Annotated in this window: 11 protein-coding genes; 5 read left to right on the plus strand and 6 right to left on the minus strand. The window is 72.4% G+C overall.

Translation table 11 applies throughout. The annotated features are described in order from the left end of the window. The 4 genes from BBH68_RS34150 to BBH68_RS34165 form a co-directional block, all read left to right on the plus strand. The coding region (locus BBH68_RS34150) for an IS701 family transposase (protein ID WP_425428883.1) at nucleotides 1-441 on the plus strand (441 nt) is incomplete at its 5' end. Between the two features lie 239 nt (nucleotides 442-680). Next, the gene (locus BBH68_RS34155) at nucleotides 681-1,826 is read left to right on the plus strand and encodes a sensor histidine kinase (protein ID WP_425428885.1); all 1,146 of its coding nucleotides are present in this window, start codon (nucleotides 681-683) and stop codon (nucleotides 1,824-1,826) included. Next, nucleotides 1,823-2,533, plus strand: a complete 711-nt coding sequence (locus BBH68_RS34160) for a response regulator (RefSeq protein WP_065967656.1) — start codon at nucleotides 1,823-1,825, stop codon at nucleotides 2,531-2,533. Before BBH68_RS34155 ends, BBH68_RS34160 begins: the two co-directional genes overlap by 4 nt. A gap of 96 nt (nucleotides 2,534-2,629) precedes the next feature. After that, nucleotides 2,630-3,832, plus strand: coding sequence for a serine hydrolase domain-containing protein (locus tag BBH68_RS34165; RefSeq protein ID WP_425428884.1), 1,203 nt, complete (start codon nucleotides 2,630-2,632; stop codon nucleotides 3,830-3,832). A 9-nt stretch (nucleotides 3,833-3,841) separates the two neighbouring features. Here BBH68_RS34165 and BBH68_RS34170 read toward each other — a convergent pair whose 3' ends face one another. Then, nucleotides 3,842-4,633, minus strand: a complete 792-nt coding sequence (locus BBH68_RS34170; RefSeq protein WP_245738440.1) for a hypothetical protein — start codon at nucleotides 4,631-4,633, stop codon at nucleotides 3,842-3,844. A 271-nt stretch (nucleotides 4,634-4,904) separates the two neighbouring features. Here BBH68_RS34170 and BBH68_RS34175 point away from each other — a divergent pair, with 271 nt between their 5' ends. Further along, nucleotides 4,905-8,075 carry an amidohydrolase family protein gene (locus BBH68_RS34175; RefSeq protein WP_065967657.1) on the plus strand — a complete coding sequence of 1,057 codons (3,171 nt, stop codon included), beginning with the start codon at nucleotides 4,905-4,907 and terminating at the stop codon, nucleotides 8,073-8,075. A gap of 40 nt (nucleotides 8,076-8,115) precedes the next feature. Here the strand turns inward: BBH68_RS34175 and BBH68_RS34180 are convergent, their stop codons facing one another. The 5 genes from BBH68_RS34180 to BBH68_RS34200 form a co-directional block, all read right to left on the minus strand. Further along, entirely contained in the window at nucleotides 8,116-9,669 is a 1,554-nt protein-coding gene (locus BBH68_RS34180) for a GMC family oxidoreductase (protein WP_065967658.1), read from the minus strand. A gap of 172 nt (nucleotides 9,670-9,841) precedes the next feature. Further along, entirely contained in the window at nucleotides 9,842-11,296 is a 1,455-nt protein-coding gene (locus tag BBH68_RS34185) for a glyceraldehyde-3-phosphate dehydrogenase (RefSeq protein WP_065967659.1), read from the minus strand. A 61-nt stretch (nucleotides 11,297-11,357) separates the two neighbouring features. Continuing rightward, entirely contained in the window at nucleotides 11,358-11,723 is a 366-nt protein-coding gene (locus BBH68_RS34190) for an MmcQ/YjbR family DNA-binding protein (protein ID WP_065967660.1), read from the minus strand. A gap of 140 nt (nucleotides 11,724-11,863) precedes the next feature. Then, entirely contained in the window at nucleotides 11,864-12,076 is a 213-nt protein-coding gene (locus tag BBH68_RS34195) for a hypothetical protein (RefSeq protein ID WP_065967661.1), read from the minus strand. Between the two features lie 328 nt (nucleotides 12,077-12,404). Continuing rightward, nucleotides 12,405-13,214, minus strand: coding sequence for an SDR family oxidoreductase (locus tag BBH68_RS34200; RefSeq protein ID WP_076971250.1), 810 nt, complete (start codon nucleotides 13,212-13,214; stop codon nucleotides 12,405-12,407). Nucleotides 13,215-13,229: the final 15 nt, after the last annotated feature.

Consider the following 13,229-nt stretch of genomic DNA (forward strand, 5'->3'; position numbering starts at 1 on the left):
CTCGCCCGGCAGAAATGGAAGCGACGTTCCTGCGGCAGCGGGGCTCACGGCCTGCGGATCTACGACTGGGCGCGCGTCGAAGTGCGGCCCTGGCACCGGCCCGACCGCCGCCACTGGGTGATCGCCCGCCGCAGCGTCGCCCGCCCGCAGGAGATCTCCTACTACATCGCCTACTGCCCCGCCCAGACCACGCTCGACGACCTGATCCGCATCGCCGGCAGCCGATGGGCCATCGAGGAATGCTTCCAAAGCGCCAAACAGGAATGCGGCCTGGACGACTACCAGGTCCGCCGCTACCCCGGCTGGCACCGCCACATGACCCTGGCCATGGCCGCCCACGCCTGCCTGACCGTCCTGCGGGCCCGCGAGCTGGATGCCGGGAAAGCAGAAACGGATCCTCCCAGCTCATCCACCTCAGCCTCGCCGAGATACGACGGCTGATCACCCGCCTCACCGACCGTCGGCCCACACCCGTCGAGCACATCCTGCACTGGTCGACCTGGCGCCGAAGACGACAGCACCAGGCCCGCACCAGCCACTACAAAAGACGCGGACACAGCCCCTGACCTGGCTATCAGTCACGACAAGCACCGTTGCAGTACTAGGACGGGGTGTTCAGCCGGGGGCGCGGCGCCGGGCGCCGTGGCCCCGGCGTTCCCGCGTAAGCTCGCCCCGTGGATGTGCGCGGGTGGTGGCGGCGGTGCCGGGCGCTGGGGGCGGCCAATCCCCTGGCCGTCGACATCGGCCTCGCGCTCCTGGTCCAGGCGGCGATGACGATGCCGTTCGTGGTGGAGCGCCCACCCGGCGCCGAGCCGGCGACCTGGCCCGCCTACGGGCTGACCACGCTCACCGTGATCCCCCTGGTCTGGCGGCGCCGCGCTCCCCTCGCCGTCCTGCTCGCGATCCTCGCGACCAGCGGGCTGTACCGGCTGGCGCTGGACGGCCCCGGGCAGCCGCTGCCGTACACCGGACTCGTCATCGTCTACACGATCGCTGTCCTCTCCCCGCCGTGGAAGCGGCTGGCCACCGGGGGGCTGCTGCTGGTCGCCGTGCCGGTGTCGGTGTGGCTCAACACCCGGTCGGCACGCGAACTGACCTTCTCCCTCTTCGTGTTCGCGGCCGCCTACGTCCTCGGGCGGCTGACCGACGCCCGGCAGCGGGCGAACCGGGTCGAGGCCGAGCGGGCCGCCGCGCGGGAACGGGCCCGGATCGCGCGGGAGATGCACGACATCCTCTCCCATGCGGTGAGCCTGATGATCGTGCAGGCGGAGGCCGGCCCGGTGGCGGTGCGCACGGCGCCCGAGCGGGCCGAGGCCGCCTTCGACGCGATCTCCGAGACCGGCCGGGACGCCATGGCGCAGCTGCGCCGGATGCTGGGGCTGCTGCGCGAGGGCGACGAGCCGGGCGGCGCCCCGCGCGAGCCGCAACCGGGCCTGGCGGGGCTGCCCGAGCTGCTGGACCGGGTGCGGGCCAGTGGCCTGGAGGTCGGGTACGCGGCGACGGGGGCGGTGCGGCCGCTGCCGGAGGCGGTCGGGGCGACCGTCTTCCGGATCGTGCAGGAGGCGCTGACGAACACGGTCCGGCACGCGGCCGCGTGTACCGTCTCGGTCCATTTCACCTATGGCGAGGGCGAGATGGAGATCCGGGTCACCGACGACGGGCGCGGGCCGCGGCCCGGTTCCGGCGGTGGCCACGGCCTGGTGGGGTTGCGCGAGCGGGCGGCGGCCCACGGCGGTACGGCGGTGGCCGGGGCGGGCCCGGACGGCCGGGGTTTCCGGGTGCTGGTCCGTATCCCCGTACCATCCACGGCGGAGGTGGCGCGTTGACGATCCGTGTGGTGGTGGCCGACGACCAGGAGCTGGTGCGCTGCGGCTTCTCGATGATCCTGGACGTCCAGCCGGACATCGAGGTGGTCGCGGAGGCGGGCGACGGGGCCGAGGCGGTCGAGGCGGTGCGGCGGCACGCGCCGGACGTGGCGCTGCTCGATGTCCGGATGCCGCGCGTGGACGGCATCGAGGCCTGCCGCGAGATCAGCGCGGGCGGCGCCTGCCGGACGGTGATGCTGACGACCTTCGACTCGGACGAGTACGTGTACGACGCGCTGCACGCGGGCGCGAGCGGCTTCCTGCTGAAGGACGTGCGCCGGGACGACCTGGTGCACGCGGTCCGGGTGGTGGCGCGGGGCGACTCGCTGCTCGCGCCGTCCGTGGCCCGGCGGCTGGTGGAGCAGTACACCCGCCCGGCCGCCCGGCCGCGGCGGCCCGACCCCCGTCTGGACGTGCTGACCGGGCGGGAGCGGGAGACGCTGCTGCTGCTGGCGCGGGGCCTGTCGAACGCGGAGATCGCCGCGGAGCTGGTGGTCAGCGACCACACGGTCAAGACGCATGTCGGCAATGTGCTCGCCAAGCTGGGGCTGCGGGACCGGATCCAGGCGGTGATCTGCGCGTACGAGACGGGCCTGATCGCGGCCGGGGATCCCCCGCCCGGGGGAGCGGCGTGGCCCGGCCCCTCCCCCGCGCCGGTGAGGAACTGACCCGCCGAAGACCGCCTGCGCGGGCGATCCGCGCGAAGCCCCTGGTCAGCAGGATGGAGCCCACCAGAACAACGGCTCGTTCCGTGGGAGTTGACCATGAAGACCACCGTGAACACCACTGTGAAGACCCCCGTGAGGACCACCACCCGTACGCTGCTGGCCGCGGGGCTCGTCCTGGGCGTGGTGGCGGGCCCGGCGATCCCCCCGGCCCTCGCGTCCGCCCCGGCCGCCGCCTCCGCCTCCGCGCGCTCCGCGAACGGCGCCCTGGAGGACGCCATCGCGGACCTGCCGACGGCGGAGGCGACGGCCGCGCTGGTCCGGGTCGGGGGCAGCGAGGGCGTCTGGCGGGGCAGCTCGGGCGTGCACGACCTGACGACCAACCGGCCGGCCGATCCGGCCGCCCGGTTCCGCGCCGGTTCGGTGACCAAGGTCTTCACGGCCGCGGTCGCCCTGCAACTGGCCGCCGAGGGCAGGCTGGACCTGGACCGGAGCGCCCGCTCCTACCTGCCGGACCTGATCCCCGCCTCGTACGGGGGCGTCACCGTCCGGCAGCTGCTCAACCACACCCATGGCATCCCGGCCCCCGACTTCCCCGGCGACACGGTCGAGGAGTGGTACGCCAACCGCTTCCGCATCCATGACCCGAAGGACATGGTCCGCTCGGCGACGTCGAAGAAGCGCGAGTTCAAGCCGGGCGAGCGGCAGCACTACCTGAACATCGGCTACACGATCGCCGGTCTGCTGATCGAGCGGGTCACGGGCGACTCGTACGAGCACCAGGTGGCGCGCCGGATCCTGGAGCCGCTCGGGCTGCGCGACACCTACTTCCCGGGGGCCGACCCGCACATCACCGGCCCGCACAACCACGGTTACCAGGTGATGAGGCTGGACGACGGCACGACGGGCCTGCGCGATGTGTCGGTGTGGGGGACGACGGACGGCTGGGCGGCCGGCGACCTGATCTCGACCACGGCGGACCTGGAGCGTTTCACCAAGGCCCTGTTCCAGGGCCGGGTGGTGCGCGGCCCGCTCCTCGAGGAGATGTTCACGCTGCCGAAGGTGGCGGACTTCAGGACCGGCGCCCCGGCCGCGTACTCCGTCGGCCTGTCGATGAAGAAGCTGGGCGGCCGCGAGGTGTGGGGGAAGACGGGCGGCCGCTGGGGCTACAACGCGGCCATCGCCTCCACCCGCGACGGCTCGCGCACCCTGGTCTACAGCGTCAACTCCACGGACGCGAAGGGCCAGGACACCAACAAGGTCGCGCTGAACATCATGGTGGCGACCTTCGGCCAGCCGTAGACCCGCGCGCTAATCCAGCATCCGCAGGTCCGCCTTGACGATCGTCGTGGTGACCAGCAGATCGGTGATGAGGTTGTGATTGAGCGCGTTCCCGACCGGCGGGGGGACCTCCTCCTCCAGGAGTCCGGGCACGCCGTCCTCCTTGCTGAGCCGCTTGCGCACCTTGGCGACGATGTGGGCGGCCCGCTTGGCGCTCCACCGCTCCCTGGGCCTCAGCTCGCCGAGTTCGAAGGCGACCTGGGCCCAGGCCAGCGGCTGTGGCTGCGGGTCGTCGCGCAGATAGCGCTGGGCCAGGCAGACGAGCACCAGCCGCTCCCGCGGGCTGAGCTCCCGCAGGTCGCGGCCCTGTGTCTGCTCCTCGTACGCCTCGGGCCCGGCTCCCGCTCCCGGCGGTGACGCCGATACGACGATCCGGACCTCCAGGAGGTGCTCCTGCCGGGCCGAGACGACGAACAAGGGCGTGTACCCGGCCGGCAGCTCGGCCCGGTCCCCGCCGAGCACCAGCCGCGACCCGGGGAAACGGATGGGCAGTTTCCCGGTGTTGCGCAGCATCCAGCGCGAGGACTCGCGGGTGATCAGGCCCTGCCGCCGGCTGACGCAGGTGTCGCCCGCGCCGACGCAGACATGGACATCGCGCTCGTTGCGCCCGAAGAACAGCGGGAAGTCCGCGTCCGGCGCCACCCGCATGCCGCCGTTCGCCCCCAGCACGAAGAGCGTGCCCGGCCTGTCGTGGAGAACGGTGCGGCTGAGGCTGCCGATCTCCTTCGGCAGGAGGCTGACCTTGCTCGTCACACCGGCCATGCTGTTCGCCCTTCTTCGCCGCGGTCAAGGCCGAGCGTAGGCGGGCCGGTTCGGGAGGGGTCCCGACGTCCACGCGCCCTGCGCTCGGCCGTCGGCGCCCGGATGGCACCCGACGGAAGCGTGGAGATCCGCTTCCCGGGCGGCGCACGGGAGCGGGTGAGGATTTAGGCCGGATTTAGGCCCCCGTAACACTGTACGTTCGCAGCTCTTTTCGCGTGCTCGACCGAGCCTCGGGCTGTGCGACCGATCGTGGACAGAGGGGGGACCGGCGTTGGAATTCTCACGAAGGACACTCATCCGGCAGAGCGGCAGAGCGGCGGCCGGGGCCGGGTCCCTGTGGCTGGCCGGGCCCTTGGCCGGTCTGGCCCCCGAGGCTGCCGCGGCCGGGCACCCGGCGGCCGCGAAGGACGGCATCCGGCAGATCACCGTCCGCGAGGCCACCAACGCCTCCGCCGCGCTCTCCCCGGACGGCCGGACCGTGGTGCTCGACCTGTTCAACCTGCTGTGGGCCCTCCCGGCACGGGGTGGCGAGGCCCGCCGGCTGACCGACATCGACACGGAGGCGTCCGAGCCCGACTTCTCGCCCGACGGCCGTCATCTGGTCTTCCAGTCCTACGCCGACGGCAACTTCCACCTCTGGCTGGCACGCGCCGACGGCACGGGAGCCCGGCGGCTCACCAAGGGCGCCACCGACCACCACGAGCCCCGTTTCTCCCCGGACGGCAAGCGGATCGCCTACGCGGCGGAGACGGACGGGCGCTACGCCATCCACGTCCTCGACCTCGATACCGGGGAGAGCAGGCTCTGGACCTCCGCCCCGGAGGCCACCACCCAGGAAGCCCAGCCCTTCTGGCATCCCGACGGCCACGCCATCGTCTTCACCAGCGGCAAGGGCGACGCCCCGCAGAGCGTCGTGCGGGCCGACGCCGACGGCACGCGCACCACGCTCGTCACCGTCACCAAGGGGCGGGTCGCGGGGCCGTCCCTGTCCCCCGACGGCGGGAAGCTGGCGTATGTCCACCTCACCTCGTCGGCCGCCTCCCTGGTCGTCGACGGCACGGTGGTTTCCGGGGACGGCGAGGACGTCTTCCCGTTCGCCGCGCGCTGGCTCTCCGGCGACGAGGTGTTCTACACGGCCGACGGAAAGGTCCGCCGGCGGTCGATCGCCGGCGGAGCGGTCCGCGACATCCCCTTCACCGCCCGCCTCACCGTGCCGTGCGTCCCCGAGCGGCCCGCCGCGCGGGACTTCGACTCCACCGCGCCGCGCGCGGTCAAGGGCATCCTCAGCCCGAGCCTGTCACCCGACGGGAACCGCGTCGCCTTCGCCGCGCTCGGCGACATCTGGGTCGGCCGCATCGGCTCCGCGCCCAAGGCCGTGGTGTCCGACGGCAACATCAACAGCGACCCCGCCTGGCACCCCGACGGCTCCACCCTGGTGTATGTCAGCGACCGGGGCGGGCACGCCGCCGACCTGTGGCTCCACGACCTCGACAGCGGCGAGAACCGGCGGCTGACCGACGTCCGGGGACTGGTGTCCGGGCCGGTCTTCTCGCCCGACGGCAAGACCGTCGCGTTCTCCTTCTGGTCCAGCATCGTGCAGACCGTCGATGTTGCCTCCGGGGCCATCCGCTCGGTCGCGCCCGCCGGGGCCAACAGAGCCACCTTCTCCGCCGACGGCACCAAGCTCTCCTGTGTGGCGCTGGTGCCCGCCACGCCCCGCTACCGCGAGGGCTTCAACCGCGTCCTGACCGTCGATCTCGCCAGTGGCGAGGCCCACTACGACGAGCCGGTGCCGGGGAAGTCCCTCGCGAACCGCATCGACGCCGGGCCCGTCCACTCGCCCGACGGCAAGCACACCGCGTACATCGTCGGCGGCACCCTGCACCTCAGCGCCCTGGACGCCGCCGGGCGGCCGGCCGGGCCCGCCCGCGAGTTGAACGGCGAGACCGCCGACTGTCCCAGCTGGAGCGCCGATTCGCGCTCCCTGCTCTACCTCTCCAACGGCAGGCTGCGCCTCGCCGACGCGCGCACCGGCCGCGCCACCACCGTCCCCACCGGGCTGACCTGGCGTCAGTCCAAGCCCTCCGGCCGCACCGTCGTGCAGGTGGGGGCGGTGTGGGACGGCACGGGCGAGACCCTGCGACGCGACGTGGACATCGTCATCAAGGACAACCGTGTCGAGCGGATCGTCGAGCGCGGCGCCGTGGCCGGGGACCGCACCGTCGACGCCCGTGAGCTGACCGCGCTGCCCGGCCTGATCGCCCTCCATGAACACGGGCCCTGGCAGCGGGCCGAGACCGTGCGACTGTGGCTGTCGTTCGGCATCACCACGCTGCGCTCGCCCGGCGGCGCGCACTACGCGTCCATCGAGGCCAAGGAGGCCATCGACGCCGGGCGCCGCGCCGGACCGCGCCTGTTCACGGCCGGTGACGCGCTCGAGGGCTCCCGCGCCTACTACGGCGTCGGCCGCCCGATGACGAACGAGGAGGAGGTGGAGCGTGAGGTGGCCAAGACCAGGGCGCTCGGCCACGACCTGCTCAAGACCTATGTGCGGATGCCGTACGCCCTGCACCGTGTCGCAGTACGGGCGGCCCACCGCCTCGGCCTGCCCGCCACCTCCCACTACCTGTTCGGCCCGCTCGGCTTCGGCACCGAGGGAGTCGAGCACATCGGCGGCACCAGCCGCTACGGCCGCCGCCAGAAGGAGACCCACCTCGGCCACACCTACGAGGACGTGACGGAGACGCTCATCGGCTCCGGCATGGTCTTCACCCCGACCCTGGGGCTCTCCGGAGCGGGGCTGTCCGCCACCCGCGCCGCGCTGTACCGGTACGCCCAGTGGGCGGTCGGCGACCGGCGGCTCACCTCGCTGATGAGCGAGGCGGAGTACGAGGACTTCCGCAAGAACGTGGCCGACGCGCAGCAGCACGAGCCGACCGACGAGCTGGCCTTCGTCGCCCGCCACGGGGCGACGCTGCGCAAGCTGCTGGACGGCGGCGCGCACGTCGGGGTCGGCACCGACAGCCCGCTGGTGCCCCCGGCCATCTACTACCACCTGAACCTGCAGACCATGGTCCGCCACGGCGCCAGCCCGTACCAGGCGCTGCGCTCCGCCACCGTGACGGGCGCCCGGGCGCTGGGCATGAGCGCCCACCTGGGCACGGTCGAGCCGGGGAAGCTCGCCGACCTGGTGCTGGTGGCGGGCGACCCGCTGAGCGACATCACGGCGGCCGCGGCGGTGCGGCAGGTGGTGCTCGGTGGCGAGGTGCACACGGTCGACGACCTGGTGGCCGAGCGGTCGCGGGCGGGGCGCACCGCCCCCGCCGCGGGCCGCGGCTCCACGACGAGGGCGGTCTCAAGGGTTGAGGACGTGCCGCAGGGCCCGGCCCGGGAGCGGTACTGGTGGCACCGGGAGGAACACGTCCGCCACTCCTGCTGCTGACGCGCCGTGGGGTGCGCCTCTCATCCCCGGCCCAGGACTCTCATCCCCGGCCCAGGATGAGATCGGCCGCCTTCTCGGCCGCCATGATGACGGGCGCGTTGGTGTTCCCCCGGGGCACCGTGGGGAACACCGAGGCGTCGACGACCCGCAGCCCCGCCGTGTCCAGCACCCGCAGCTCGGGGTCGACCACCGAGCCGATGGCGCAGGTGGAGGTCGGGTGGTACAGCGTCTGTCCGGACCGCTGGGCGAAGGCGAGGAGTTCCGCGTCGGAGTGCGCGTCCGGCACGTCGAACGGCCCGGTGATCACCTCGGTCAGGGCGTTCTGCGCCACGACGTCCAGGGCGATCCGCAGCGCGCGGACGACGCGGTCCCGGTCCTCGGCCGTCGTCAGGTAGTTGTGCAGGATCCTGGGGGCGGCGTCCGGGCGCGGGGAGGCGAGCGTCACCTCGCCCCGGCTGGTGGGGGTGAGCACACACGGACCGAGCGCGAAGCCGTGCTCGGTGACGGGGCCGAGCCCGTCCTGGTGGAACAGCACCGGGGCCATGTGGAGCTGCACATCGGGGGCGTCCAGTCCGTCCCGGCTGTGGAAGAAGCCGCCGGCCTCGCCGATGTTGCACGTCAGCGGGCCGCGGCCCTCGTTCTGCAGCAGGGCGACATTCTCCGGGGTCTCCGCGGTCAGCAGGGATTCGACGTCGGTGCGGAAGTTCAGCAGCGGCATGTAGTGGTCCTGAAGCCCCTGGCCCACCGGGAGGTCGCGCACCACCTCGATCCCGAAGCCCGACAGCGCGGCGGCGGGCCCGATCCCGGACAGCATCAGCAGCTTCGGGGACTCGTACACGCCCGCGGACAGGATGACCTCACGGTCGGCGCGGACGACCTCGACCGCGCCGCCCCGCTCCACCTCGACCCCGGTCGCCCGGCCGCCGTCGAACACCACGCGGTGGGCCCGGGCCGGGCTGAGCACGGTCAGGTTCGGCCGTTCCAGGGCGGGGTGCAGATAGGCGAGGGACGCGCTGCAGCGCATGCCGTCGCGCTGGGTCAGCTGGAACCGCCCGACGCCGAGCTGCGACTCGCCGTTGAAGTCGTCGTTGTGCCGGTGTCCGGCCTGCACGCCGGCCTCGATGAAGGCCGTGACGAGCGGGTGGTTCGACCTGCTGTCACTGACCGTCAGCGGCCCGCCCACCCCGTGGAACTCGTCCTCGCCGCGCTGGTTGTCCTCCGAGCGCCGGAAGTACGGCAGCACCTCGGCGTACGACCATCCGGTGGCCCCGGCGGCGGCCCAGCCGTCGTAGTCGGCACGGTTGCCCCGCATGTAGATCATGGCGTTGATGGAGCTGCTGCCGCCGAGCACCTTGCCCCGGGGCAGATAGGTGTGGCGTCCGCCGAGCCCCGGCTCCGGGCCGGAGGCGAGGTCCCAGTCGAGCTCGGTCTTGAACAGCCGGGCGAAGGCGGCCGGTATGTGGATCTCGGGCGCGGTGTCGGGACCGCCCGCCTCGATCAACGCCACCCGGACATCGGGGTCTTCCGACAGCCGCGCCGCCAGGACGCAGCCCGCGGATCCGGCGCCGACGATGACGTAGTCATGGGTGTGCATCCGATCTCCTTGGCGGAAGTGGGCAGCGCTGACCAGTGGCTGATCGACCATCAACGCTATACGGCCGCGGCAGGGGATGAGGAGTGGGCACTCACCACGGGGGCATGGGCGCGGACATACGCGAGACGGTGCCGCGCGCGGCGCGGCACCGTCGTCATGTCCGGTGGGAACGTCAGACCTGCGGGGCCGGGTAGGTCGGGTACTCCACCCCGGAGACGTACTGGACGACCCGGATGACCTGGCAGGAGTAGCCGAACTCGTTGTCGTACCACAGGTAGAGGATCGCGTTGTCGCCCTCGACCTTGGTGGCGCCGGCGTCGACGATCGAGGCGTGGCGCGAGCCGATGAAGTCGCTGGAGACCGCGTCGGGGGCGCTGATGAAGTCGATCTGGCGCTTGAGCGGCGAGGTCAGCGACACATTGCGGAGGTAGTCGAGGACCTCCTCGCGGGTGGTCTCGCGGGCGAGGTGCAGGTTGAGGATCGCGATCGAGACGTCCGGCACCGGGACGCGGATCGAACTGCCGGTGATCTTCGCCTTCAGGTCGGGCAGCGCCTTGGTCACCGCGGAGGCCGCGCCGGTCTCGGTGATGACCATGTTGAGCGGCGCGGAGCGGCCACGGCGCTCGGACTTGTGGTAGTTGTCCAGCAGGTTCTGGTCGTTGGTGAAGGAGTGGACGGTCTCCACGTGGCCGCGCAGGACCCCGTACTCGTCCGCCATCGCCTTCAGCGGCGGGACGATCGCGTTGGTGGTGCAGGAGGCGCACGACAGGATCTGCTCGTCCGGCTTGATCATGTCGTGGTTGACGCCGTGGACGACGTTGGGCACGTCGCCCTTGCCCGGCGCGGTCAGGACGACCTTGTCGATGCCGGGCCGCAGGTGCTGCGACAGGCCCTCGCGGTCGCGCCACTTGCCGGTGTTGTCGATGAGGATGGCGTTCTTGATGCCGTACGCCGTGTAGTCGATCGCGGTCGGGTCGCCGGCGTAGATCACCTTGATCTCGTTGCCGTTGGCGATGATCGTGCTGTTGGCCTCGTCGACGGTGATGGTGCCCTGGAACTGGCCGTGGATGGAGTCGCGGCGCAGCAGCGAGGCGCGCTTGACGAGGTCTTCGGCGGCCCGGCCGCCGCCCCCGCGGACGACGATGGCGCGCAGCCGCAGGCCGTTGCCGGAGCCGGCCTTCTCGATGAGGAGGCGGGCGACGAGGCGGCCGATGCGGCCGAACCCGTAGAGGACGACATCGCGCGGCTCACGGCGCTCGATCTTGTTGGCGCCCGTGGCGCCGGCGACGGCCTCGGCGGTGAACTCGGCGACCGACAGTCCGCGGTCGTCCGCCTTGTAGGTGGCGGCGAGCATGCCGATGTCGATCTGGGAGGGGCCGAGATCGAGCGTGGTGAGGGCCTGGAGGAACGGCAGCGTCTCGGTGACGGAGAGCTCCGCGGCGGCGATCTGCCGGGCGAACCGGTGGGTCTTGAGGATGCTGACCACTGACTTGTTCACCAGGGAGCGGCTGTGCAGCAGGACGGTGACGTCCCGCTCACGGTACAGCTTCCCGATGATGGGGATCATGGACTCCGCGATCTCCTCGCGGTTCTTCCAGTTGGTGAACGAGTCCTCGTTGACAGTCACAGATTTATCTTTCGAGCTAGGCGGCGCTCATATGGTAACCGCCCCGGATTGGATCTTCCCTTCAGGGGCGGTCGAGGCGGAGGCGCTCGGCCCGCGGCAGACGCGCGACCACCAGGTCGTAGGAGTCCTCGACGAGTTCCCGGACCATCCGGTCGGGCAGCCCGCCGTCCACCGTCACCGTGTTCCAGTGGCGCTTGTTCATGTGCCATCCGGGGACGATCAGCCCCGGGTGCTCGCCGCGGAGGCGGATCGCCTCCTCCGGGTCGCACTTCAGGTTCACCGTGAGGGGGCGCGCGTCCAGGGTGGTCAGCGCGAACATCCTGCCGCCCACCTTGAAGACCGAGACCTCCGGTGCCCCGGGGAAGGGGAACTCCTCCACAGCCGCGTTGAAGGAGAGGCAGAACGAACGCAACTGCTCGGGGGTCACAGAGATTCTCCTCGTCCTCGGCGGGCGGCCGTGCCGCATTATGCTGCCCCGATGAGATTACGTGGACGAACGGGTCTCGCACGGATCTGCGCCGCTGTCGGCGGGACCCTGGCCGCGGTGGCGGCGACCTTGTCGGCGGCTCAGCCCGCCGCCGCGGCCTCGGCGCTCGCCCCGCTGCCCACGGAGACCGTCAAGACGTACCGACTCACCATCGCCCCCCGGGCGGACTTCTCCGCGTACGGGGCGGGTACGGCAACAAGCTCTACGTCGCCAACGGCGGCGAGCTCCTGGTCTTCGACACCCAGTACCCGTGGCGCGTGTCCTCCCTCGGCGGCGCGGTCGGTGTCGACCACGGCACCTCGTCGGCCCGCTGGCACCAATGGGCCCTGCCGCTGGTGGCCCGCTACGTGAGCGACGGGGCCCCCACCGACACCCCCCGGGCCTGCCCGGGCGGCAGCGGCCCGGTCTGCCTGGGCTCGCTCGACCGACACCGGCAGCTACTCCTGCATCCACCGGGCCCGGCCCGGCGCCGCGCCCTCCGTGCTGACCCGCGCGCCCAGCCTGACCCAGAACCTCTCCTACAGCCGCGCCTCCGGCCGCCCGTGGGGCCACAACGAGTGGACCGGCCACCGTGTCGTGTTCAGCATCGCCCCCCGTGACGTCCCGGGTTCGCGCCGAGTGTCAGACGATGCCCCCGTTGGCGCGGACGACCTGGCCGTTGACCCAGTGGCCGGCCGGCGAGGCGAGGAAGGCCACGACCCGCGCGATGTCGTCGGGGGTGCCGAGCCGCTCCAGCGGGGGCTGGGCGGCCATCCGGGCGATGGTCTCCTCGTCCTTGCCGTCGAGGAACAGATCGGTGGCGGTGGGGCCGGGGGCGACGGCGTTGACGGTGACGTCCCGGCCGCGCAGCTCGCGCGCGAGGATCAGGGTGAGCGCCTCGACCGCGCCCTTGCTGGCGCTGTAGATGCCGTAGCCGGGGAGGGCCAGGCCCACGATGGACGTGGAGAACGTGATGATCGCGCCGCCGGCGCGGACCCGGCGGGCGGACTGCTGGGCGATGACGAAGGTGCCGCGGATGTTGGTGCGGTGCACCGCGTCGAGCTGCGCCAGGTCCAGCTCGGCGACCGGGGCCAGATACATCCGCCCGGCCGCGTGGACGACCACGTCGACGCCGCCGTACGCGGCCTCGGCGGCGTCGAAGAGCGCGGCCACCTGCTGCTCGTCGGCGACGTCGGCCTGGACGGCGATCGCCCTGCCGCCGGCGGCGGTGACCTCCTGGACGGCGGCCTCGGCCAGCGCGCGGTTGCCCGCGTAGCCGACCACGACGGCGTATCCGTCGGCCGCCAGCCGGCTCACCGTCTCGCGGCCGATCCCCCGGGAGCCGCCGGTGACGACGGCGACCCGGGGCCGGTCGGCGCGGTGGCCGGCGGCGTGACCGGCCGCCGCTTCCTGAGTGGCGGTTTCCCGGGCGGGGGTTTCCTGAGAAGGCATGGGGACTCCTGCGAG

This window comes from Streptomyces sparsogenes (genome assembly GCF_001704635.1).
Lineage (GTDB): Bacteria > Actinomycetota > Actinomycetes > Streptomycetales > Streptomycetaceae > Streptomyces > Streptomyces sparsogenes.

Excerpts from the sequence above, each read along its gene's own strand:
- BBH68_RS34165 (WP_425428884.1), top strand. The coding sequence starts at position 2,630 with ATGAAGACCACCGTGAACACCACTGTGAAGACCCCCGTGAGGACCACC.
- BBH68_RS34170 (WP_245738440.1), bottom strand. The coding sequence starts at position 4,633 with ATGGCCGGTGTGACGAGCAAGGTCAGCCTCCTGCCGAAGGAGATCGGC.
- BBH68_RS34180 (WP_065967658.1), bottom strand. The coding sequence starts at position 9,669 with ATGCACACCCATGACTACGTCATCGTCGGCGCCGGATCCGCGGGCTGC.
- BBH68_RS34200 (WP_076971250.1), bottom strand. The coding sequence starts at position 13,214 with ATGCCTTCTCAGGAAACCCCCGCCCGGGAAACCGCCACTCAGGAAGCG.